The organism is Massilia frigida (genome assembly GCF_011682175.1).
GTDB lineage: Bacteria > Pseudomonadota > Gammaproteobacteria > Burkholderiales > Burkholderiaceae_D > Telluria_A > Telluria_A frigida.
In genome coordinates, this window is record NZ_WHJG01000031.1 from 64,811 (window position 1) to 87,911 (window position 23,101).

15 protein-coding genes are annotated in these 23,101 nt (G+C 64.9%); 6 read left to right on the forward strand and 9 right to left on the reverse strand.

From position 1 onward, the window contains the following. Window positions 1-3: 3 nt before the first annotated feature. The 6 genes from F2P44_RS24540 to F2P44_RS24565 form a co-directional block, all read right to left on the reverse strand. Window positions 4-2,136: a DUF362 domain-containing protein gene (locus F2P44_RS24540; RefSeq protein ID WP_167090246.1), complete on the reverse strand. Its 2,133-nt coding sequence runs from the start codon at window positions 2,134-2,136 to the stop codon at window positions 4-6. A gap of 7 nt (window positions 2,137-2,143) precedes the next feature. Next, window positions 2,144-2,464: a hypothetical protein gene (locus tag F2P44_RS24545; protein WP_167090248.1), complete on the reverse strand. Its 321-nt coding sequence runs from the start codon at window positions 2,462-2,464 to the stop codon at window positions 2,144-2,146. Window positions 2,465-2,601: 137 nt separating this feature from the next. Continuing rightward, window positions 2,602-3,054, reverse strand: coding sequence for a PhnD/SsuA/transferrin family substrate-binding protein (locus F2P44_RS24550; RefSeq protein ID WP_167090250.1), 453 nt, complete (start codon window positions 3,052-3,054; stop codon window positions 2,602-2,604). Beyond that, window positions 3,051-3,194, reverse strand: a complete 144-nt coding sequence (locus F2P44_RS24555; RefSeq protein WP_167090252.1) for a hypothetical protein — start codon at window positions 3,192-3,194, stop codon at window positions 3,051-3,053. Before F2P44_RS24555 ends, F2P44_RS24550 begins: the two co-directional genes overlap by 4 nt. Continuing rightward, complete coding sequence (locus tag F2P44_RS24560) at window positions 3,191-4,153, reverse strand: fatty acid desaturase (protein WP_167090254.1); 963 nt, start codon at window positions 4,151-4,153, stop codon at window positions 3,191-3,193. The genes F2P44_RS24555 and F2P44_RS24560 overlap by 4 nt, the downstream gene beginning before the upstream one ends. A gap of 79 nt (window positions 4,154-4,232) precedes the next feature. Beyond that, window positions 4,233-6,551: a TonB-dependent receptor gene (locus F2P44_RS24565; protein ID WP_167090256.1), complete on the reverse strand. Its 2,319-nt coding sequence runs from the start codon at window positions 6,549-6,551 to the stop codon at window positions 4,233-4,235. 441 nt (window positions 6,552-6,992) lie between these two features. Between F2P44_RS24565 and F2P44_RS24570 the strand changes: the two genes are divergently transcribed. From F2P44_RS24570 to F2P44_RS24580, 3 genes are all read left to right on the forward strand, one after another. After that, window positions 6,993-10,694, forward strand: a complete 3,702-nt coding sequence (locus F2P44_RS24570; RefSeq protein ID WP_167090258.1) for an eCIS core domain-containing protein — start codon at window positions 6,993-6,995, stop codon at window positions 10,692-10,694. An 81-nt stretch (window positions 10,695-10,775) separates the two neighbouring features. Continuing rightward, window positions 10,776-11,318 carry a hypothetical protein gene (locus F2P44_RS24575; RefSeq protein ID WP_167090260.1) on the forward strand — a complete coding sequence of 181 codons (543 nt, stop codon included), beginning with the start codon at window positions 10,776-10,778 and terminating at the stop codon, window positions 11,316-11,318. 245 nt (window positions 11,319-11,563) lie between these two features. Then, on the forward strand, window positions 11,564-13,447 hold the full coding sequence (locus F2P44_RS24580; RefSeq protein ID WP_167090262.1) for a DUF3857 domain-containing transglutaminase family protein: 1,884 nt from the start codon (window positions 11,564-11,566) through the stop codon (window positions 13,445-13,447). Window positions 13,448-13,590: 143 nt separating this feature from the next. Here the strand turns inward: F2P44_RS24580 and F2P44_RS24585 are convergent, their stop codons facing one another. Together F2P44_RS24585 and F2P44_RS36205 are read right to left on the reverse strand one after the other, a co-directional pair. Beyond that, window positions 13,591-14,334: a hypothetical protein gene (locus F2P44_RS24585; protein WP_167090264.1), complete on the reverse strand. Its 744-nt coding sequence runs from the start codon at window positions 14,332-14,334 to the stop codon at window positions 13,591-13,593. Between the two features lie 336 nt (window positions 14,335-14,670). After that, on the reverse strand, window positions 14,671-14,799 hold the full coding sequence (locus tag F2P44_RS36205; RefSeq protein WP_267877628.1) for a hypothetical protein: 129 nt from the start codon (window positions 14,797-14,799) through the stop codon (window positions 14,671-14,673). Between the two features lie 175 nt (window positions 14,800-14,974). Here F2P44_RS36205 and F2P44_RS24590 point away from each other — a divergent pair, with 175 nt between their 5' ends. The 3 genes from F2P44_RS24590 (at window position 14,975) to F2P44_RS24600 (ending at window position 22,274) form a co-directional block, all read left to right on the forward strand. Next, window positions 14,975-15,142: a hypothetical protein gene (locus F2P44_RS24590; RefSeq protein WP_167090266.1), complete on the forward strand. Its 168-nt coding sequence runs from the start codon at window positions 14,975-14,977 to the stop codon at window positions 15,140-15,142. A 764-nt stretch (window positions 15,143-15,906) separates the two neighbouring features. Beyond that, on the forward strand, window positions 15,907-21,387 hold the full coding sequence (locus tag F2P44_RS24595; protein ID WP_167090268.1) for a PAS domain S-box protein: 5,481 nt from the start codon (window positions 15,907-15,909) through the stop codon (window positions 21,385-21,387). Next, the gene (locus F2P44_RS24600; RefSeq protein ID WP_167090270.1) at window positions 21,384-22,274 is read left to right on the forward strand and encodes a GGDEF domain-containing protein; all 891 of its coding nucleotides are present in this window, start codon (window positions 21,384-21,386) and stop codon (window positions 22,272-22,274) included. Before F2P44_RS24595 ends, F2P44_RS24600 begins: the two co-directional genes overlap by 4 nt. On the opposite strand, the gene F2P44_RS24605 is transcribed toward F2P44_RS24600, so the two are convergent. After that, on the reverse strand, window positions 22,271-23,023 hold the full coding sequence (locus F2P44_RS24605) for a substrate-binding periplasmic protein (protein WP_167090272.1): 753 nt from the start codon (window positions 23,021-23,023) through the stop codon (window positions 22,271-22,273). The genes F2P44_RS24600 and F2P44_RS24605 overlap by 4 nt on opposite strands. Window positions 23,024-23,101 lie beyond the last annotated feature (78 nt).

The window sequence follows — 23,101 nt, forward strand, 5'->3', positions numbered from 1 at the left end:
CCCTCAGGTGCGCGGCCAGAGCGCGTGCACGCTCTTGCCGAGATCACGGGCGAGCGCCTCGCCATAGCCGTGCCAGAAGCCGCCCACCCAGGCGCTCAGCGCGTTTGGCGGCTCCGCTATGGCGGCGGGCGCGTCGAAATGGGCAAAGCCATCGCCGTCGATGCGCGGCTTGCCCTGCGCCGCGTGCGGCTGCAAGCCACCCGCCAACACGGTGGCGGCAAGCTCGCCCAGTTCAGTCGCCAGCTTGGCCAGCGTGTCCACCGGGCGCGGCGCGCTGTCGTGCGGCGTGGCCGGCACATGCCAGGCCACGCCGATGGCGATCTCCCGCCCTTCGAGCAAGGCTTCGAAATTGGAAAAGGTGCGCGCAAAAAAAGTGCTGTAGGCGTGTTCGGTCAGGTGGTCCCTGAGCTCCGCATAGCGCTCGAGCTGCAAGCTTTCGAGCAAGGGCGGCAGGGCAAACAGCTGGCGCCCGAACACGCTCACGCGCGTGCCGCCGGCGCTCGCGGCAAAGGTGATGATGCCGTCGTCGTACAGCGCCGACGCGTTCTCGGAATACACCGTTTTCCAGGCCATGCGCTGCTCGTCGTCGCCGTAGTGCACGCTTTCGATCTTGAAGACATCGATTTCCTTGCCGCCCCACCAGGCCACGTAATTCGGCTGCGGCAGGTAGACATTGCGTTCGGCCTGATGCAGCGGGCGGCCCTGCTTGTCGCGCGTGAGCACGCGCAGTTCGCCGCCGATGTAATCGTTCATGTACCCGATCGCGCGGGCGATGTCGAGCCGGCTGGCAAATTCGGCCAGCGGCACGGGGAACTCGCGCTGGTACTCGAACACCACCGCCTGCTCGATGCGGCGCCAGCGCAACGGCCCGGCGGCGTCGGGCGGCGTGGCCAGCCAGCCGCGCAGCTCATCCAGTTCGCGCTCCATGGCCAGGAAATCGGCATCGCTGCAAGCGAGCGTGGCGGCGCAAATGCGCGCTTCCTTGCGCAGCAGCTTGTCCTTGGCGCCACTGATGCGCGCGGCGTCCAGCGCCTCCGCCCACGCGCCCAGGATCCCATTGGCGTAGACCAGCAGCGCCCTGGCCGACGGGTCGTCGTCCAGGCGGCCCAGGCGCGGCGCGATGGCCTGGTTGCATTTGGCGTCGAGCGCATGCTGGAAGGGGAACAAGGAGGTGTCCACCTGTTGCAGCCACGGGGCGGTCAGGCGCAGCAAGGTGGGCGAGCGCTGGCGCTGGCGCGTGGCTTCGACCAGCATCGGATCGGGCAACAAAAAGCCGGGAAACGGCGCCAGCGAGCCGGCCAGGCCCGACAGCGATGGGCGGCCGACACGCGCAATCAGCGCCGCGATCAGCGGCGAACTGGCCGGATCGGCGCCCATCTTGATGGCGCTGGCGCAATCGACCGCCAGCACATCGTTGCCGGCGATGATGGCGTGGGTCGCCAGCGCGCGCGGCGCCTGCGACCCGCCCGAACCGTGCGCCGCGCCGCAGGCGTCGACGATGGCGACATGCGGCGCGCTGGCCTCCAGCACCGGCAGCAGCGCCAGCCAGGGATCGGTGCGCAGCCGGTAGTGATCATCCTTGTCGGCCAGCGGCAGCGCGTACAGCAGGGTATTGAGGCACAGGGCGACGTTATCGTGCTGGTCGGTGCGGCATTTGGCGAACACGATGCGCAGGTCCGCCCCGGTCCAGGCGCGCGACAGGCGCCCGTCCCACGGGTCGCCGGCGGCCGCCGCGTCGGCCAGCTGTTCCGACAGGTCGATGATGTCGTAAGGCGTGCCGTTGGCGGTGACGTACTGGTAGCCGAGCAGGTCCGCCAGCACGGCGACGTCGCGGTTCGCCAGCCAGGTGCTGGCGCTGTCGGCACTGGACGCGATCGCCAGCTTGCGCCAGCCATCGGCGGCCAGCAGGTCGAGCAGCGCTTCCACCAGTTCGCGCCCGACCACCACCGGACTGGCGGGCGCGAACGCGGCCAGGTCGAGCAGGATGAGCGCACTGTTCTTGTTCGCGTCCGGCGCGGCCGGCAGGCAGCCCGGCTGGCGCAGCGCCAGCCGCAGCAACTCGGCCGGGCTGGCGCAAGCGTCGTCGGCAATGCTGAGCACCGGCGCAGCGGGCGCCGGAGCGCTTTTCCTGGCCATCGGCGCGTTACCCGGCCACGTCGGCCGGCGGCGGCGCCTTGACAGGCGGGGCCACGCCGGTCGCCGCCAGCGCATGGCCGATGCCCACCAGCGCATACGCCCAGTTCACATACGCGGTGCCGAAGCGGACGGTGTCTTCCACGGCGCCCATCGCGCCGCGCAGCGCCAGCTCGACGCCGGCTTTCGCCACGTCGCCGGCGCCGCAGTTGCCGCTGCCGAAATCGAGCAAGGCATGGCCATATTCGACTGCGGAGCGCCCATAGCGGTTGGCGGAGTTCTGCAATGTCGTTTTTGCGGCATTCTTAATTTCATCAAGAGCGACGGCCATGATGCTCTCCAATATCAAATAGGCGACCTGATCGAAGTGAAGTATTAACTCGGCGTAATAAGCATGCGCTGCTTACATGCTATCGGAATTCAGGCAGCGCACTCGCAGCGGATTGATGTCGATGAACAAGCGTTGATCTATCTCAAATCCTGGCTGATTTCGCTGTCAGGCCAGTTGCGGATAGCCACAGGCGCGCGCCTCGGCCGCGAGCGCGCCGATGCGGGCGTCGTCGTCGTCGCCGCATGGCGCGAAGGCGCGATCGACAGTGCCGCCATCAGGCTGGCCAGTTCCGGCGCCGGCGCCAGCAGGGCGCCGCGCAGGCACGCGCGCACGGCAGCGGGAACGGCGGCGCCGCTCACGAACGGCAAGGCCGGCGATGGCGCCGAGTGGCACAGGATCGCCAGGCCATCCAGGCTGGACGGCTCGTCGCGGCGCAGATAGCCGAGCGTCACGCAATCGATGGCCGCCAGGTCGGCCGCGCCACTGCGCACCAGCGCCAGACTGGCGCGATGGCTGCCCGACCACCTGAGCGCGCCGAAGAAGCGCCCCTCGCGCGCCAGCGCGGCCACGGCATGGCGCAGCGCGTTCATGCCGCTGTTGGAATCGATGTCGTTGACGGCGGCGATGCAGCCGCGCGCAGTGCGCCGCGCAGCGCCTCGAACAGGGCCTCGTAGCCTGCCCTGATCCCGGCCGACAGCTCATACATGGGGAACGCGGCTTTCCACGTCATGGACTGGACTCCGGCATATGGGGATGAACGGGGGCGTCGACCGGCCTCACCCCGAAGCGGCGCACATAAAACCCGCCGCTGCGCGCAATGTACGCGGCGCGCCGCGCGTGATACACCCGCCCCAGCAGATACCACGGCAGCGATGGCACATCGTGATGCACCAGATGAAAATTATTGCTCAAGAATAACAGGCGGAACACAAATCCCGCTTCATTGAGCACGATGCGCTGCTTGTGCTCTTCGGCCGGGCGGTGCTCGTAGAACGAGCGGATCATCGCCAGCGACTGGGCCGGGTAGGAAATCGCCAGCACATAATAGAGCGCCGCCGCGCCAAATACGGCCTCGACCAACCACAGCATGGCGCCGAGCATGGCCAGGTGGCCCAGCCACATCGGCACGTTCGTCCAGTTGCCCCGCAGCGGCTCGCGCACCGCTTGCGCGCAGGTGGCGCCAATCGCCATGGCCGGCCCCACCGGCATCCGTCCCCAGAAGGTCTTGTTCAAGCACAGCAGCGAGCGCATCGGCTTGCCCAGGCCGGCCCAGGTGGCCGGCGACACATAATGGCTTTCGGTATCGAGCGCCGGCATGGTCAGGTGAAAATCGACGTGATGGCGCAGATGGCTGTAGCGATACAGGCGGTAGGGAGACCACACGGCCAGCGGCACGGTGCCGATCAGGCGGTTGAGCGCCGGCCAGCGGGTGGGATGGCCGTGGATCAATTCATGCTGAAGCGACATGTACCACGCGCACCACCAGATCATCAGCGCGGTCGCCCAAGGCGCGCCCAGTTCGCGCCAGTACGCCAGCGTGGCCAGCCAGCCGCCGTGGATCACCACGATCAGCAGCCAGGTGGGCCACTCGGCGCGCCACAGCCAGCGCGCGCGTTCGCCGCTGATTTGCCCCTGCTGCGCCGCATCCACGTAGATCGGGGGCGCCTGCCGTGCCAGCCGTGATTGCATCAGTCATCTTTGATTGCCGGTACTGGCATTGTGGGTGGCCGTGGGCGGCCGGATGTTGATGCACGGCAACGTCATGCCATCAGAACCGCGATTTGACGCGCAGGCCGACTGTCCGGGGACGCGCCATGAACAAGGTATCGCCGGGCTGGATGGCGATGCTGTTGGTGGTGACATCGCTCACCTTGTTGCCGTTGGTAAGATTGGTGCCGAACAAGCCCACTTCGATGCCGCCCGTGAGGTAGCTCACGCTGGCGTTGAGCGTGTTCGACGATGGAATTTCCGCGTAACTGCCCTGGGCGGCGGCAAAATTGGTGTAGGCCCGGCCCTTGTAGGCATAGCTGGCCGCCAGCCCGATCGCATCGCTGCCGGCCAGCGGAATGCGGTAGCTGGCTGTGGCGCTGGCCGCCACGCGCGGGGCGTACGGGGTGCGCGCGCCGGCCGGGATGTTTTGCGCCGCGATGCCGGTGATCACGGCATCTCTGGCGTAAGCGTGGTTGTAGGCCGCATTCACGCCGATGCTGGCGTGCCGCGTCAGCTTGACCGATGTGTCCAGTTCCACGCCTTGGCTGCGGATCTTGCCGGCGTTCTGGGTGAAGTAATACGTGCATGGCAACTTGTTGAACACCTGCACATCGTTCCAGTTGCTGAGGTAAGCGTTCACATTGAGCGTCATGCGCTGCCCGAACAGGGTGTTCTTGGAACCGGCTTCGTAGCTCCACAGGCTGTCCGGCGCAAAGGTGGCCGGCGCGTTCACGCCGCAGAAATTGAACGGCACCGGCTGGTTGTTGCCGCCGTAGCGGAAACCCTTGCCCGCATTCGCATACAGCATGTGTTGCTGGTCGATGCGATAAGCGGCCGCAAAGCGCGGATTGGCGCCCTGGGCGGTGGCGCTGCTGCTGCTCGTTTCCGGGCTGCCGGTCGGGGCGGCGGGCGTCGCGCCCACCAGGTTGCCGAACAGGCCGCTGAAGTGCAGGTCGAAATCCTGCGTGCCCTTGAACAGGCGCAGCCCGGCGGTCAGGTCCAGCTTGTCGAACACGGTGTAGGTGCCTTCGGCAAACAGCGCGGCCTGATGCGAACGGGTGTCTTGGCGGCCCGAGAAATAATTGTCGGGCGTCGTCGCCAGGTCGTTCGCCTGCGAGCTGTAGCCGGGGAAATTGCGGGTGTCGCCGAAACGCGCATCGAAGCCGGCGGTCGGCTGTTCCTGGCGCAGCTTGCGCTTGCCGGTTTCAAGGAAGGCGCCGGCGGTCCACTTGAACGGGCCGCCATCGCGCGAATTGAGGCGCAGTTCCTGGGCAAAATCGGTGACGGCGTTATCGATCGTGTACGCCGACGCCATCAGGGGATTCTTGCCGCCGAAAATGAAGGCGGTGGCCGGATACTGGGCTGCCGTGGCGTATTGCGTATCGCGCTGCAGGTAGGAGCTCGACGACACCAGCTGCGCGCCGCCCAGGTCATAGTGCACGGCGAGGTTATACAGTTGCAGCGCATCGTTGCTCTTTTGCGGCAGCAGCGCATACGTGGTGAACGGCGCCAGCTTGCCGTAGGCATCGTTGATGCCGCCCTTGATGTTGGAGGCGGTGACGCTGGCGTCGATCACCAGGCCGCTCTGCGCGCGGATGCGCAAGGCGGCGCGCCCCTGGTTGGTCGAGACGGCGTTGGTGGTGGCGCCATTGAAGTCGTTGCGGATGTAGCCCGAATCGGCGCCGCTGTAGGCCGTCAGGCGCAGGCCCGCCACCTCGTCCTTGAGCGGCACGTTGAGCATGCCGCGCAGATTGTGGTTATTGCCACCGAAACCGCCAGTGCGCGACCCGACCGCTTCGACCGAACCGAACAGGTCGTTGGTATCGGGCTTCTGGGTGATCTGGCGCACCGCGCCGGCCATGGCGCTGGCGCCGAACAGGGTGCCCTGCGGGCCTTGCAGCACTTCGATGCGTTCCAGGTCCAGCACCCGCAGGTCCGGATTGCCCGATTTCAGGGTGACCGGCATCTCATCCACGTACACCGCCACCAGCGAGGAATCCTGGATTTCCGATGGCACGATGCCGCGCACCACCAATCCGCGCATGGTGATGTTGTTCACGCCCGGCCCCTGCTCCTGCACGCTCATGGCGGGTACCAGGCGCGCGATATCGCTCAGGTTGCCCAGCCCGAATTTGGCCAGCCCTTCCGGCTGCAATACCGTGATGGCCGCCGCCACCTGCTGCACGTCGACCGCGTTGACGGCGCGGGTGGCGGTGATTTCGACGCGGTCGACCTTGTCGGAATCGCTGTTCCCGGCGGCCTGGCGCGCCGCGGCGCGCGCGGCGGCGTCCGTGCCCACCTGCTGCGCCTGTGCCGCGCCGATCACGCCCAGCGACCACATCGCCAGCGCTGCATGTGCAATCAACTGCTTACCCATTGCTATTGTCCAATCTGTTTTTTGATACTGCATGAAAAAAGTATATCGATGCCATCCATGCCTGAACACGAAGATTACCGACTTTAGTTATCTGGAAATGTGAGCCAGGACTGCGGGCGCACGCCCGCAGGCGGCAATGGCGGCGGCCGGCGGACCTGGAAAGGCGGGGGGCATCGTCATCGCGGGCCGGGGCTGGAGGCGGGAACGGGCGCGCGCTGCGCGTGTCCTTGCCTGCCGCCGGGAATGAGGCGCCGGAATGATCGATCATTTTGACAACAATGTCAATTTCCCAGCTGTGCGCACGCATGCAAAAGCAATGCGAGTTGGTTCTTATTTACATGGTTTTTACGGCAAGGTATGCTGTTTCGCAACGGACACGTTTGACATCGATCGTCCGCCGGGCCGCCAGTCTGCGGTCGGTTTTCCATCAACAAGGACACCATGCAAAAATCGCCCTCCCTGCCAGCCCCGTCGAACCAGGATGCCGTGCAGCGCAGCGTGGCCGACACGCGGCAAGAGGGCCAGCCTGGCGCGGCCGGCACGCTGGCCGGTCCCCAGACGGAGCGCCTGGGCCAGCTCGCCGAGCTCGCCAACGCCAGCGCGCAGGGCGCGCTGCAGCGCCGGCTGGCCGGGATGGCCCAGGCCAGCGCGCGCACGGTGCACCGCAGCGGCTTGCCGCACCAGTTAAAGAGCGGCATTGAAGCGCTGTCCGGCATGTCGATGGACCAGGTCAAGGTGCATTACAACTCGGACCGGCCGGCCCAGCTCCAGGCGCTGGCCTACGCCCAGGGGACCGACATCCACCTCGCCCCCGGCCAGGAACAGCACCTGCCGCACGAAGCCTGGCATGTGGTGCAGCAGGCGCAGGGCCGGGTCGCGCCGACCCTGCAAATGAAGGGCGGCGTGTCCGTCAACGATGACGCCGCCCTGGAGCGCGAGGCCGATACGATGGGGCTCAAGGCACTCCAGGCCCCGCAGGCGAGCTCCGCCTTGCGTCCGCTCTCGCTGCAAGGGCGCAAGCCGGTGCAGCGGATTGCCACCCAGGTCGTACTGGGCGCCACCAACACCGTGACGGTGCACATCGTCGGACGTCCGCCGAATGCCTATGGTTCATCGTCGGGCGACCACCTGACCGCCTTCTCGGCGCGCCAGTTCGGTGTCGTGATCGCGCTCAACAATCAAAATTTCTGGCAGGCGCTGGCCCGGCTCGACGAATTCATCAACGGCATCCAGGACATGCCGGGCTTCAAGCTGACGGTGAGCATGCCCGCCGCCCAGCGCGCCAAGCTGCTCAAGGCCTGGGCGCGCATGCGGACCTTGCGCAACGATCTGCCCTCCCCGCTGGAATTGCTCGATGTCAAACCGGACCAGCAAGTCGGCGCATTCGCGCTATCGCAGATGCAGGAACTGATATCGACCTACCTGGACGTGGTCGAACTGATTCCCCTGTCGACCATCAACGTGGCGGCCAAATACAAGGCGGGCGCGGGAAAAGGCAAGGGCGAGTCGGCGCCGCTGGCGGTGATACGCGGCATCGAATCGGCTTTATCGGACGGCACGGAGCCGGGAGTGGACATGCCAACGTTCAGCGCCGCTTTCCTGGGTCTGTTCGATGCCAGCGCGGCGGCGCTGGTGGCGGCCGAACTCGATCAGACCATGCTGGAAAACACCGGTTCCGGCTTTGCCCACGGCTCCTCCCCGTTTGCGCGCGTGCGCTCGATGATCGAGCACCACCTGGTCACCATGTACCAGAGCTTCCCGCGCACCATGGCAAAACTGGGGGAGCGCGACGCCCTGAAAGCGGACATGACCAAAACCATCCTGCCACGCATGCTCCAGGAATGGGAGGGCGACATTGCCTTTCTACAGGAGCGGATCGCCGCCAAGCGCGCGGTTCAGCTGACACAGCAGCAGGATCTGCTCGTCCAGAGAGGCAACGCGACCAAGCAGCGGCGCGAAATCCGCGGCCGCATCGCCGCCGCCGTGGAAGAGGTAAACAGCGCCATCAAGCAGATTACCGCCATCCGCAAGTACATCGCGGAACTCAAAAAGGACCGGGTCGGCACCGATGCCCTGGCCGCGCCGCTGGACACCACGGTGCGCGTCCACGTCGACCCCGACGCCAGCAGCAAAGACGTGGACGAGGACGAGGACCAACAGGACGCGGACGAGGACCAAGTCGAGGAAGAAGAAACCGACGTCGTCACCTGGGGCGGCCCGGCGGTACAGGTCCGGCTCGACAAGAAGGACGTGATCACCGATATCCGCTTTGCCGGGCGCAGCGCCTCGCCACTGATCGGCGGCTCGATGGGCGCCCACACCACCGCGTGGATCGCCCACCTGGACCGGATCCGCGCCGCGCTGGTGAACAGGAGTTCGGACCAGTGCCGCGACATCCTGCGGACCCTGTGGAGGGAAGCGGTCGCCAGCAGCACGCGCATGCAGAGGGCGTTCAGCGATACCAGCGCAGGCAAGGCGCAGCGCGACGCGGCCCGCAAGGGCTTCAATCAGCACCTGGCCGGCATGGCACGCGCGGCGACGCCGGCACTGCGCATCTCGCTGGTCCAGCTGGCCTTGCAGTCGCTGCTGAACTACACCAACAGCATCCCCGGCGCGACGCTGGAAGCGACCGATACCGGCGGCAAGAGCGAGGGCAAGGCGCGCGGCTTTCTGCTCGGCTACGAACGCGGCAAGATCACGGCCAGCGCCAGATCGCTCGCGGCGGCCCTGATCGCCCTGCTCGATGTGAAGGTGGTCGCGTCCGATGCCTTGCTGACCGTGGTCGCCAACCACCTGGAGGTCGTCCAGCGGGCGTATCCGCTGAGCTGGAAAGCCAGCGGCCTGGGCAAGAACACCAAACTGGCTGCCGCCAACAGCGTGGCGGCCGAGCTCGCCCGCCTGAAATCGGGCACATTCAGCCGCGTCCTGGACGTGCCGGAGGCCGACAGCGGCAAGCCGCTCACCAGCTTCGACCTGGCGCCGTTTTCGCTCGGCGACAAAGGCGGCGCCAAGGGCGACAAAGGCGGCGCCAAGGGCATCAAAGGCGGCACCAAGGGCGCCAGCGGCGGCCCGGTCAAGGCCGCGGCCAACGCCGATTACCAGTATGAAGACGTGGACATGTACCGCATCCTGGATGCGGAAGTGGCGCGCCTGGCGCTGCCGGGCATCACCATCGTTCCGCCGACCGACAATATGCATCCCGGCCAATTGCAGCAGCGCCTGAGCGAAACCACGCCGGGCAACCGCGCGCTCGACCGCACTATCCTGGTACCATTCAATATCGGTAACTACCACTGGGTCGGCATCGTGATCGTGCTGGGGCGCGATATCGTCGGGCCGCCGCCGGCCATCGTGCGCTACCTCGATCCGCTGCGCGGCTTGCGCAGCATCGATGGCGCCGTACTGGCGGAAATCCGCGCCGTGTTCCCGGGCGCCGAGGTGGAAGACGCCGGCCGCGTGCTGCAAATCGACGGCACCAGTTGCGGACCGCTCACCATCGTCAACCTGCTGCGCCAGGGACAAGGCGAGGGACTGACGCACAACGTGGTGTCCACCGCCAGCTACACGGCGGCGCTGCGCGAACAGCATATCGCCCTGCTCGAACAGGTCCAGCCGGGCGCCAACTTCCGCGCGCGCCAGAGCGAAGGCGGCACGGTGAGCTCAAGTTTCGACTCGGCCCGCTATCTGGGCAAGAAACTGACCTACACCCGCAAGGGCACCGAGCGCATCCTCGCAATCGCCCACACCATCCGCACCCTGCCCGATCCGGTACGGCAACCGATCCGGAGCGCGTTTGCCGAGATCGCCAAACTCGCCAAGAACCTCTTGCGCGACGTGTCCCACGATTACGCATTGCTGCGCAAGGGCTTTAGCAGCGCGCGCCTGGCCGTGGGCACCCTGCACCATGCCGACCCCGCCGTGGAGCAATTCGCCACGCTGATGACGCGCCTGTGGGGAGCGGAACCGAGCAAGTTCGGGGAGAATTTCGATAAGCTCAAGATTGCCGACTTCGATGAACTGATGGTGATCATCGGGCATGTGCTCGGCACGGACGATCTTGCCAAGCCGCTGGCCGCCTTGCAGGAAGGCTTGAAAAACGACGAGGCCGAGGTGCGCAAACTGGCCGACGCCGGCAAGAAATAAGGCCGGCGGAGGTGTCCACGGTAGAATGGACCGAGCGGCGCGCGCCGGACGGCCCGCAGCGGCCAAGGAGAAACGCGCCCAATGCAGATCAGCCAGCATCCCACCCATACCCTCGACCTGCGCGTGCGCGAGTTGCGCCAGTTGTTCAACTCGCTCGATCCGGCTCCCTTCCTGAACAAGGACCTCGACCGTGCGTGCGAGGCCTACATCGAGAACTGGGCCCTGTCGCTGCCGCACGATAGCCACATGCACCTGACCATCCATGTCGAACAGCTACCAGGCGAGAGCGACGCGGGCGCGCTGGTGGGCGATGCCATCCACAATTACTACGGTTACAAGATCGAACTGGTCCGGGGCGAACTTGGGCAACTGCTGCGGCTGGGCCGCCTCAGCCTGGGCGTGGGCCTGGTCTTCGTCATCGCCTGCCTGCTGCTGGCCGAAGCCATCACCAGCTTCCTGCCCGGCCCCGGGGCCAAGATCGCCCATGAAAGCCTGACCATCGTCGGCTGGGTGGCGATGTGGCGTCCGGTACAGATTTTCCTGTACGACTGGTGGCCGCTCAAGGGGCGCATCAAGGTGTTCGAGAACTTGCGCTTTGCGCGCGTGAGCGTGGTTCAGGCCTGAGCGCGCCAAGCCCTCAACAATGTTGCATGCATGTTGCCTTGACACATAGGACAAGGCCGACATTGCGATACAGCAATGCGCGTCTTCGGTGCCAGCGGCTTGAAGCGCAGCAAAAAAACTTGCAAAACCTGCCAAATGGAAAAATATTCAACTAGTCAATTTGCAAGCCCATCGTGCCGGTTTATAATGTTTTCATGCAAACAACAATTTGTTGTGAGAACGCTCGAATCCACGTGGAGAAACACTTGAAAGCCAGATTACTGCACACTGCCGCACTGTTCATGTTGACCCTGCCCGCCAGCGCGGCCAGCCCCGCCGCGGCCGGGGAACCGGCGGAACTGTACACCCGCATGGACCGCTATCACGTCAAGTATTCGCTCAACAACGACTACACCAGCACCGAAACGCACGACTGGGCCATGACAGTACTCAAGGAAAAAGCCCTGGCCAGCGCCAAGGAAGCCTCGATTTCGTACAGCACCAGCATTGAAAAAGCCGAAGTGCTGAGCGCCTACACCATCAAGGCCGACGGCCGCCGCATCGACGCGCCCAAATCGAATTACCAGGTGGTGACCAACACCGGCAACGCCAAGGATGCGCCGGTGTATTCGGACCGCACCACGCTCACGGTGGTGTTCCCGGAAGTGGCGGTTGGCGACACCGTCGGTTTTTCGTACAAGCTGACCCAGACCGAACCGATGTTTCCGAAGCAGTACTCGATGGTTCACTATTTCAGCCGCGCCACCGCCTACGACGACGCCAAGATCACGCTCGACTATCCGGCCACGCTCGCGGCCCAGCTCGACGTGCACGAACTGACCCCGGCTTCCAGCACCGCAACCAACGGCCGCAAGGAACTGTCGTGGACCTTCAGCAACAAGGTACCGCTCAAGGACAAGCGCAACGACTACTCGGTGTTCGACGTCGACACCCTGCCGGGACTGGCGTTTTCGACCTTCACCTCGTATGCCGACATCGCCCAGGCCTACGGCGCGCGCGCCACGCCGAAAGCGGCCGTCAGCGAGGAAGTCCAGGCGCTGGCCGACGACATCGCCAAGGACCAGAAGACCCCGCGCGACACCGCCCGCGCCCTGTACGACTGGGTATCGACCAACATCACCTACGCCGGCAATTGCATCGGCACCGGCGCCGTGGTCCCGCACGACATTTCCTTCATCCTGAAAAACAAGATGGGCGATTGCAAGGACCACGCCACGCTGCTGCAAGCGCTGCTGGCGGCCAAGAAGATCGACAGCACGCAAGCGCTGATCAACGCGGGCAGCGGCTATCGGCTGGCCAAGGTGCCGGTGGTATCGCGCGTCAATCACGTGATCAACTACCTGCCGGCGTTCGACCTGTTCGTCGACTCGACCTCGGACTCCACCCCATTCGGCATGCTGCCCTACAGTTCGCAGGACAAGCCGGCCTTGATGGTCGACGGTTTCAAGGAAGGACTCAGGACCCCGGCCGCGCCAGCGGGATCGAATCTCCAGACCATGAAAACGCGCATCAAGATCAACGATGACGGTTCGGTCACCGGCAGCGTGGACGTGGCGCTCAAGGGCCAGTACGCCCTCGGCCTGCGCGAGGGCTTGCGCGGCGCCGGCAAGGAGACCATGGAAAACATGGTCAAGAACGTGTTGAAGGGCATGGGTTACATCGGCACGGGCAAGTTTGAAAGCGACGATCCGGCCGCCTTGATCAATACATTGAACTACAAGGCCAGTTTCGAGTTCAAGAATTTCACCCATGTCCCCGGCGCCGGCGCCTTTGTCATTCATCCGGTGTTCGTCAGCAGCTCGCCGGTGGCGCGTTTTGTCGGGGGCGGATCGGACGATGAAGAAACCCCGACCGAGTTTGCCTGCTCCAACGGGGCCAGCGTGGAAGAATACGTGTTCACCTTCCCGAAGAAGATGAAAGTGCTGGCCGTGCCCGATAACCTGGCGGTCAAGTCGGCCAACATCAGCTACAAGGCGAGCTATCGCCTCAAGGGAAACCAGCTCACGGTCACGCGCGAGGTGGACGACCACACGCGCGGCAATGTGTGCGCGCCGGCCATCGCGGCCGAGTACAAGGCGTTTTCCAAGAAAGTGCTGCCGAACCTGAAGGCGCAAGTCGTCTATAAATAACTGGCGGCCATCGCGGGGCGGGACAGGCCGTCCGCACCGGTTTGCGCAGGTCAAAAAACGCTCACGGTCAGGAATGACGGTGAGCGTTTTTTTTGTCCGTTCCGGTTGCGCTGTGCCAGGCCGACGCGCGTTGCATGCCGGACTTATCCGGCATGGCCCATCGTGCGCCATGCAATATCCGGTTTTTCTACTTCCAGGAAATCGCGGGCGATCACATACTGATTCATTTTTTCGCAATACTCTTTTGCCAGATCGGCCTGTGCCGCCAGATTCAGATTCCTCACCGATTCATACACCTGAATTTTTTCCCTCAAAAATACAGCGTGATCGGGATGCCTCACCGGATATCGTTGCATGACGGCTTCGTGCTTCCTGACCTCCTCGTTCAGGTGCACATGCATCAATGCGGGCACCTGTGCACGTAACTGCGCAGCCGCAGCGATGACGTTAGCGCTGTCGAAATAGCCCAAAGGCCGCGGCGCGTTCGTCTGGCCGATTGTCTGCGCCCCGGTTTTCATTGAATCGGCTTCATATCGTTTTCCGATCTCAGCGACGGCGCCGGCATCGGACCGGCAAGCCAAAAAGTGAAGTTTCCATTCAAGACCGGCTTCCTCGATGAGTTTGGAGGAATCCGAGGTCAACCTCCTGCTTCTGAGAACATTCAAGAGCACGCCAAGGCAGCTGCGCGATTTTGCTTCGAGGGTGATGATTTCTATTCGTTCGCCGGCCGGACAATCCCGGTTTTCCAGGCATGTGATGGCAGCCTCACTTTGCTTTTCGTCAAATGACGAGAGCTGGTAGATCCACACTTCACCGCCCCACAGATCGACGTGGGCAGCTTTACCTGGGTCGCGCCAATAACAGGGTAGATTTCCAGAGCTATCCACATAAAGTGCCCATGCATGGTGTAGAAGTACAACGGAAATTCAGGCAGTGTCCAGGTGACTGTGCCATGTTTTTTCGCGTAAGCGCCATGTGCAACGATATAAGACGTGATCTTCGTCGATTGTTCACTGCCGATATGGTAGCTGCGCCAGCCTTTGCCTAGCGTCGTCCGTTTTGCTTTGGGCATGTCAATTTCTCCAAAGTGATAACAGGGCCGGCGAGAGGTCCGGACACTGCCCCGCCCCTTCAGCACATCCGTACCCAGCGGATCAACATTAGCTGGGCCGGTCAGGACGGCGAAGGATAATTAGAAAAATTAGCGCACTGCCAGGGCCACCTCAGGAAAGCGCCGCCGTGTAATGCACCACGACCAGCAGGTCGTCGATCAGGTCCGCCCTCAGGCCGGCGACGCTGCCGGCGGGGTACGGTCGGAACTGGAGTCTGGTGGCATCGCTGGCAATTCCCATGCTGATCGGGTCTGCACGCCCGGCGCATCGCGGACGTGCATGTGGGAGCGCCGCGGCCCCCTGCGCGGTCGGGCGCGTCACGGGAACACGGGCTTACAAGGAAGCGGATAGTGGACGCGGGCGCGCGTCAGCCGGCCAGCCGGCGCTGTCGTCGGCAGGCCGGCGGAGCGGCGTGGTGGATCAGGAAGTGAATGTGGACGGCGTGCATCCGGAGCGCTGGCTGAGCCATTGCAACCCTTCTGTTCTGTACTTGCATTTCGATCTTCTATCCGCGCTGGGCGGATACCACGAATCTACAAACAAAGCGAACTTAGCTGCAATGCTCGGCATGTTCAGCATGTAACAATACTAAACATTAAATTTTTTTGCAACTCAAGAAGTGTACGAAACAGTTATTTTCTTGTCAATCGGAGATTTTGTAATCTCATGGTTTTCAATTTGGGCAAGGCATGCCAGGCTCGAAAGCCGCAATCACGCAGGCGTGCCGCACCAGGACACCACGGAAAAATCGTTATGCGATGCAATTTGCGGCATGTGCGAGAGCGGGCGGACATTGCGGTCCGCCGCGGTCCCGGGCTTCAAAGACCTCGTCGTGGTGGCCCGCCACTACGTCGGCAGACGCACGCCGGTGCAAGCGGCCGCCATCCGCACAATGAGCGGCGCCGCTCATGGCGCGCCGGGGGACGGGAACGATGTCGCCTTCAGTGCCGGCATCGCAAAGAACACGCGCGCGTGCCGTACGCCTGAAGCCAGGCATGGCAATTGCAGCAATGTTCCTGCGCAAAAAGGGGACCTCGCTAAACAATCCCGAGCGCAGCAACTGTGGAAAAGGCGCGCCTGCGTTCCGCCTGCGGCGGCGCGCACGGCCGGGAAGATGCGCGTGGCGACGGCCGGTCGTGGTTTTTTTGACTCACTCATCAGAAACCTGCCGAACGCCGTGAACGATCTTGGTATAGTCGACCAAGTGTCGCCAAAAAAGCACTGTTTCGGGCACTGCCGCGTTGCGGCACGGCGCTGTGCGCGTCCCCGCAGGCTTGGCGATGTAACGGGTTGCCTGTCCGCGCCAACCCGTGATGAGCGCAGCTCCCAACGTCACGAAAGGCTACGGTGTTGACACTCTCACAGCTGCAACGTTTGCTTGGCGCTTTGGTGCTGCTCTTGGGCATCGCCGTGATCGCAGGCTGGGGCCTGCACTCGAGCGTGCTGGTGCAGCTCGTCCCCGGCGCCATCGCGATGGTGTTCAATACCGCACTGTGTTTCGTGTTTGCCGGGGCCGCCCTGAGTGTTGCCGGGCGGCGCGCGCGGATGGCACGCACTTGCGCCGCCATCGCCATGCTGGCCGTGGCCGGCGTGGTCGGCCTGCAAAACCTGATCGGCGTGAATTTGCATGTCGACACGCTGTTCGTCGACGTGTGGCTGAGCGACCCCAACCCGCATCCCGGACGCATGTCGCCGCTGTCCTGCGGCGGCTTCTGGCTGGCCGGCGTCTGCCTCCTGCTGCAAAACCGGCAGGACGCGAACGGCGGCCCCGACCGCCTGGTCCAGCTGCTGTGCCTCGCGCTGGTTGCGCTCGGCATCGTCGGCGTGACCGGCCACTCGCTCAAGCTCGACCTGCTCTACGAGTGGTATCGCTTCGTCGGGATGGCGCCGCACGTGGCTTTCGGCTTTCTGCTGCTGGGCAGCGCCCTATGGCTGGGCTGGTACCAAAGCGTCACGGAGCGCAGCGCCAGCCGCGAACGCGGCGACGCGCGCATTACCGCGATCGCCACCATCATCCTGCTGTCGATGGCGCTCGCGGCCGGGATGACCAGCTCGGTCATGTCGGCCCACCGCACCGAAGCGGCCTTGCACCTGAACATGAGCGCGGCGCATTCGAATCGCGCCCAGCTATTGAATTTTGTGCTGGAAAACACGATTTCACAGACCCGTTCGCTTGCCAGCGACCCCGCCCTGCTCAAGGAATACGCGCGCCTTCCCGGCGCGGCGGATCACGCGGCGAGCGCGGCCGACCTGGCGCAGCATTTGCTCGGCGACGGATACGCCTCGGTGGCCGCGACCAGCGCCGACGGCACCATCCTGCTGCGCGCCGGCGCCCCCGATACCAGCGCGCCGATCAGCCTGCGCCTGAACGATGAGCAAGAACTGCTGTGGTCGACGGTCCCGATCCTGAAAATCGCGGTGCCGGTGCGCAAGGATGGCGCCGTCATCGGCACCATCCTGGCCGAGCGCAAGCTGCCCATCGTGCAAACCCTGCTGGCCGATGCCGCGCTCCTGGGAGACAGCGGCGATATTGCCATTTGCGCGGCGGCGCCCGGGCAGCGGATGAGTTGCCTGCCGAGCCGCCTGAACGCGCATGGCTTTAGCGGGACCTCGCGCATGCGCAACGACCAGGACCTGCCGATGAGCAATGCCCTGAATGGCAAAACCGGCCTGATCGCGGCCAAGGATTACCGCGCACGGATGGTGATCGCCGCCTACGGGCCGATCGGCTCCACCGCGCTCGGCCTGGTGGTGAAGCAGGATGCAGTCGAACTGTACGAGCCGATCCGCACCCAGATCTCGACCATGGTGACGGTGCTGGCAGTGCTGTTCATCTGCGGCATGTTGCTGCTGCACTGGCAAGTCTCGCCCCTGATCGCGGCGCTGCTGGCGGCCAGGCAAGCGGCGCGCGCGGGCGAAGGCAAGCTCCAGGCCGTGGTCGACAACATGGCCGAAGGCTTGCTGACCATCGACGAGAACAGCAACATCAGATCGATCAACCCGGCTGCGGCCGCCATGTTCGGGCATGCGGCGCAGGAGGTCATCGGCGCGCCCCTGACGCTGCTGATCCCCACCCCGCCGGACGGCGCCCACGGCGCGCAGGTGGCCGCGCAACGCAAGGATGGCAGCCTGTTCCCCCTGCATATCGCCGTGCGCGAGGCGCGCCACGAAGGCGGCCGCATGTCGGTGGCGATCCTGCGCGATGTCAGCGACGAGCGCAAGGCATCCGAAGTCAGTTCGCGCTTCAGCGCCTTCCTCGATGCCACGCCGAACCTGGTGGCCTTCGTCTCCGGAGCGCAGCGCATCCTCTATCTCAACGGTGCGGGGCGTGCCTTGCTCGGCATCGGCGCGGACGAAGACTGCGACGGCTTGTCGATGGCCGGGTTCACTTGTCCCGGTAGCGATACCGCCCACTTGCCGGATATATTCCTGGAAGCATCGACAGCGGCCTGGCGCGGTGAGCTTGACTTGTGCAACCGCGCCGGCGGCATGGTCCCCTTTCTGTTTTCCGTGGTCCGGATCGCGCACCAGGAGGGCGAACCGAGTTCGTATGCGATGGTGGGAGTCGATGTCAGCGAGCGCAAGCGCGCCGAGGATGACCTGCGCAAAACCCTGGAGCGGTTCAACCTGGTCGCACGCGCCACCAACGATACGGTCTGGGACTGGGATTTCGGCACCGACCAGATCTGGTGGAACGCCGGCATCACGCATACCTTCGGCCACACCGTGGCCAACGACATCTCGCCGGCCCAGTGGTGGGTCGACCAGATCCATCCCGACGACCGCGACTGGGTTACCAGCGAGGTCGAGCATGAAATCCACACGGGCGGGCGCTACTGGACGGGCGAATACCGCTTCCGGTGCGCCGACGGTACCTACGCCCACGTGCACGACCGCGGCTACATCATCTACGACGGCGCCGGCGCGGCGGTGCGCATGATCGGCGCCATGATGAATATCAGCGAGCGCAAGCATGTCGAGGAACACATGCGCCAGCTGGAAGAACGCTTCTCGAAGATTTTCAGCATGAGTCCGGTGGCGATCACCGTCAGCAGCATGGCCGATGGCCATTTCCTGGAAGTGAACGATGCATTTTGCGAGCTGATCGGGCAGGAGCGCGGCCTGCTGCTGACCCGTCCCGCTTCCCTGCTCGATTACTGGCCGGCGCCCGACGTCCATCAGTCGATGATGGCGCGGCTACGCCAGGAAGGATCGATCAACGACTGCGAAGCGGCCATGAAAACGGGCGCCGGCGCCGAGATCAGCGTGCTGTTTTCGGCCGACCTGGTGGAGCTGTCCGGCGTGCCCCACCTGCTGTGCTTATACAACGACATCACCCATCGCAAACAGACGGAAGACCAGCTCAGGCTGAGCGAGGAAAAATTCCGCTCGATTGTCGAGACCACCAAGGACTGGATCTGGTCGCTCGACAGGAATGGCCGCATCCGCTATTCCAACCCGGCGGTCCAGGCCATGCTCGGCCACGAGCCCGACGAACTGACCGGCAAAACCATGCTGCGCTACGTGCATCCGGACGAACGGGCCATGGTGGCGGAGCGCTTGCGCCAGCTGCAGCGGCACGGCGAGGGCTGGAGCAGCTGGCTGATCCGCTGGCGCCACCGGGACGGCAGCGACCGCTATCTGGAATCGTCGGCAGTGCCGGTACTCGACCGCGACGGCACCTTCCTCGGCTATCGCGGCACCGACCACGACGTTACCTCGATCAAGAAATTCGAAATCCAGTTGCAGGAAGCCAAACACAAGGCGGAATCGGCCAACGAAGCCAAGAGCGAATTCCTGGCCAACATGAGCCATGAAATCCGCACGCCGATGAATTGCATCATCGGCTTCACGCGGCTGGTGCTGAAAACCGGACTATCGATCCAGCAGCGCGAGTATATGGAATTGATCCAGTCGTCCGCCGACTCCTTGCTGCGCCTGTTGAACGATATCCTCGATTTTTCCAAGATGGAGGCCAAAAAACTGGTCCTGGAAAAAGTCGCTTTCGACCTGCGCGAAGAAATCGCCAATGTATTCCGGACCCTGGCGGCGGGGGCGGCGGAAAAGCGGCTGGAACTGGCCTTCGACATCGCGCCCGAGGTGCCGGCCATCATCGTCGCCGATAAAGGCCGGCTGGTCCAGATACTGATCAACCTGACCAGCAACGCCATCAAGTTCACGGCGCGCGGCGAAGTGGTGCTGACGGTCAGCCAGCACGCGCGCCATGCCGGCTACGCCGAGCTCGAGTTCAGCGTGCGCGACACCGGGATCGGCATGTCGCGCCAGCAGCAAGAGCATATCTTCGAATCGTTCGTCCAGGCCGATGCCTCCACCACGCGCGAATACGGCGGCACCGGGCTGGGACTGGCGATCGTCTCGCAGCTGGTCGCCCTGATGGGCGGGCAACTGTGGGTCGACAGCGAACCCGGGGTGGGCACGCAATTTCATTTCACGGTCTCGGTCCAGCTTGCGCAGCGCCCGGCGGCGCCGGACCAGGGGCCGGGCGACGCCGGGCTGCAGCACAAGCCGGTGCTGGTCATCGACGACAATGCCACCTCCGGCCAGATCCTCGTCAACCTGCTGCACAGCTGGAAAATGCGCCCGGCGCTGGTGCGGGGCCACGCCGAACTGGCGCGCCAGCTGCAGCGCGACGGTGCGCACGACGAGCCGTTTTGCGCAGCCATCTGCAGCGCCTCGCTGGCGGCCGGCGGCGCCGCGCCGCTGACCGCCACCCTGGGCACCGCCGGGCTGGCGCCCACCTCGATCGTCGTCATGTTGCCTCCGCAAGACGACGGCGCCGCGCTGCAAGCCGGGCTGGCGGCCGGCTTGACGGCATTTATCACGAAGCCAGTCAGGCATTCCGAGCTGTTCAACGCGCTGATGGGGATCGTCAGGAGCGGCGCCGCCGGCCCCGCCGCACCCGGCCCGCACGACATGGCGATGGCGATGGCGGCGGCGGTGGCGGCGGTGCCGCCCGCGCACAAGCGCCTGCGGGTGCTGGTCGCCGACGACCATCCGGTCAACCAGATGCTGGTTACCGAGCTGCTGCGCAGCCGCGGCCACACCTTTGCCGTTGCCGGCAATGGCGTCGAAGTGCTGCGGATGCTGGACGAAGACAGCTTTGACGCCATCCTGATGGATGGCCAGATGCCGGAAATGGATGGCTACCAGACCACTGCCGAAATCCGCCGGCGCGAGGCTGCTTCCGGCGCGCATATCCATATCGTGGCGGTGACTGCCCATGCGATGGAGGGCGACCGCCAGACCTGCCTGGCGGCGGGCATGGATGACTATCTGTCGAAACCGATCGAACCGCTCGATCTGTATACCTGCCTCGAACGCCCATGGCCGGGCCCGGAATACCCGCCCGGGCCGGCAGCGCTGGCGCCGCAGCACCCGCAGCCGGCATACGGGCAGCCGGCATACGGGCAGCCGGCGTACGGGCAGCCGGCGTACGGGCAACCGGCATACGGGCTTCCGGCCGCCACCGCCATCTTCAACCGCGAACTGGCGCTGGAACGCGCGCGCGGGAAACGCGACTTATTGATTCTCATGGCAAAATCGTTCATCGATACCGCGCCCGAACTCGTGCGCCACCTGCAAAGCGGCGATGCGCACCTGCTGGAACGCACCGCGCACCGCGTCAAGGGCGCCGCCGCGACGCTGAGCGGGGACGTCACCGTGCAGGCGGCAGGTGCGCTGGAAAGCATGGCGCGCCCCGGCAGCGGCGCCAGCGCCGACAGCCTGGACGGCGCCGCACGCTACCTGGCGCTGTGCATCGATGAATTGTCCGCCACGCTGACCACGACCCTGGAACTGAAGCAATGAAAGTGCTTGTCGCGGACGATGATCCGATTTCCGTCTTGTACCTGCAGGACGTGCTGTCCGAATGGGGCTACCAGGTGGTGGTCGCCGCCGACGGCCTGACCGCCGAAGCGATCCTGCGCCAGGCCGACGGCCCCTTGCTGGCGGTGCTGGACTGGATGATGCCGGGCCGCGACGGCATCGACGTCTGCCACAACATCCGCCAGGCCGGCATGGAGCGCTATGTCTACATGATCATGCTGACCTCGCGCACCGAGACCGAATTCATCGTCGCGGCGATGAACGCCGGGGCCGACGACTACATCGCCAAGCCCTTCATCGCCGAGGAAATGCGGGTGCGGGTGCGCGCCGGGCGCCGCATCGTCGACCTGGAGCAGGAATTGCGCAGGCAAGCCACGCGCGACGCCCTGACCGGCATCTTCAACCGCGGCGCCATCCTCGACCTGCTGCAAAAGGAAATCGCACGGCGCGCCAGGACGCCGGAATGCTTATCCGTGATCTTCGCCGATCTCGATCATTTCAAGCGCATCAACGATACCTACGGCCATCTGGCCGGGGACGAGGTGTTGCGCGAAGCGACGCAGCGCATGGCAGCGGCGCTGCGAACCTACGACGCCTTCGGGCGCTATGGCGGCGAGGAACTGCTCGCGGTGCTGCCCGACTGCGATCCCGAAGGCGCCCTGATCGTTGCCGAACGGATGCGCAGCGCCATGGCCGATGCCAGCGTGCCGACCGCGTATGGCGAGATCGCGGTCACGGTCAGCATCGGCATCGCCTCGGTGAGCCATGCCGGTGCCGCCGACATGACCGGCCTGCTGCACCGCGCCGACGGCGCCTTGTACGCGGCCAAGCTGCGCGGGCGCAATTTCATCGCCGTGGCGCCCTCCTAGTTCGCGCCGCCAGCGCCCAAGGCCGCCGCGAGCACGGCCTCGATATCGATCCGCTTCAAGCCCGCATTGACAATCGTGCGCACCCGCTCGCCCTCGGCGTTGGGGCGAAAGCAAATATAGAGCTTCTTGTCTTCCAGCAGGCGTGGATGGAAACGCAGCAGCGGCGCCAGCGGGCGCAGGTCGGCGTCGTTGAGGACCAGATGCGCGTACACGCGCCGGTCGATCAACACCAGCGGCACGCGCCCGGCGGCGAGCTTGCGCAGGTTTTGCTTGTCGTTCACGGCGGGATCGACCATTTGCTTTCCCTGGCGCACCCGCGTGTCGAACTGCTCCGTATTGACATAGCCTTCGACGACCCCGATCCGGTACTTCGACAGGTCGGCCATGCTGTCCCAGCGGACCGGTGCGGCGGCGTGGTAGGCAAAGCCGAGCGGACCAGTGCCGATCGGGTCGGAAACGAGAAACTCGCGGGCCAGGTCGGCCGAGAGATATTCGGGGTAATACCCGGCAAAGGGAGAATCGTGCCGGACCAGGGCGGTGGCCCGGCTCCATGGAAAATAAGCCACTTCCAGGCGGTAACCCATGCTGGCCAGCGCGGCGGCGATCACCGCCGTGGTGGCGCCATGGCGCGGCAGCGACGCGCCGGTGTAGGGCGGCCATTCGAGCGAGGAAAGCCGGATGACGCGGGTGGGATCGGCGGGCACAGGGCTGGCGGAGCCTGCGGCTGCCGCGCCGCAACAGAGCAGCATGGCCAAGCCGCCCACCCACGCCGCAAGAAAATGTACGCCCGGCCGCATTGTCGCCACCACTGATCAGGACAAGGTTCT

Excerpts from the sequence above, each read along its gene's own strand:
- F2P44_RS24545 (WP_167090248.1), bottom strand. The coding sequence starts at position 2,464 with ATGGCCGTCGCTCTTGATGAAATTAAGAATGCCGCAAAAACGACATTG.
- F2P44_RS24555 (WP_167090252.1), bottom strand. The coding sequence starts at position 3,194 with ATGACGTGGAAAGCCGCGTTCCCCATGTATGAGCTGTCGGCCGGGATC.
- F2P44_RS24550 (WP_167090250.1), bottom strand. The coding sequence starts at position 3,054 with ATGAACGCGCTGCGCCATGCCGTGGCCGCGCTGGCGCGCGAGGGGCGC.
- F2P44_RS24540 (WP_167090246.1), bottom strand. The coding sequence starts at position 2,136 with ATGGCCAGGAAAAGCGCTCCGGCGCCCGCTGCGCCGGTGCTCAGCATT.
- F2P44_RS24600 (WP_167090270.1), top strand. The coding sequence starts at position 21,384 with ATGAAAGTGCTTGTCGCGGACGATGATCCGATTTCCGTCTTGTACCTG.
- F2P44_RS24575 (WP_167090260.1), top strand. The coding sequence starts at position 10,776 with ATGCAGATCAGCCAGCATCCCACCCATACCCTCGACCTGCGCGTGCGC.
- F2P44_RS24570 (WP_167090258.1), top strand. The coding sequence starts at position 6,993 with ATGCAAAAATCGCCCTCCCTGCCAGCCCCGTCGAACCAGGATGCCGTG.
- F2P44_RS24605 (WP_167090272.1), bottom strand. The coding sequence starts at position 23,023 with ATGCTGCTCTGTTGCGGCGCGGCAGCCGCAGGCTCCGCCAGCCCTGTG.
- F2P44_RS24560 (WP_167090254.1), bottom strand. The coding sequence starts at position 4,153 with ATGCAATCACGGCTGGCACGGCAGGCGCCCCCGATCTACGTGGATGCG.
- F2P44_RS24565 (WP_167090256.1), bottom strand. The coding sequence starts at position 6,551 with ATGGGTAAGCAGTTGATTGCACATGCAGCGCTGGCGATGTGGTCGCTG.
- F2P44_RS36205 (WP_267877628.1), bottom strand. The coding sequence starts at position 14,799 with ATGGGAATTGCCAGCGATGCCACCAGACTCCAGTTCCGACCGTACCCC.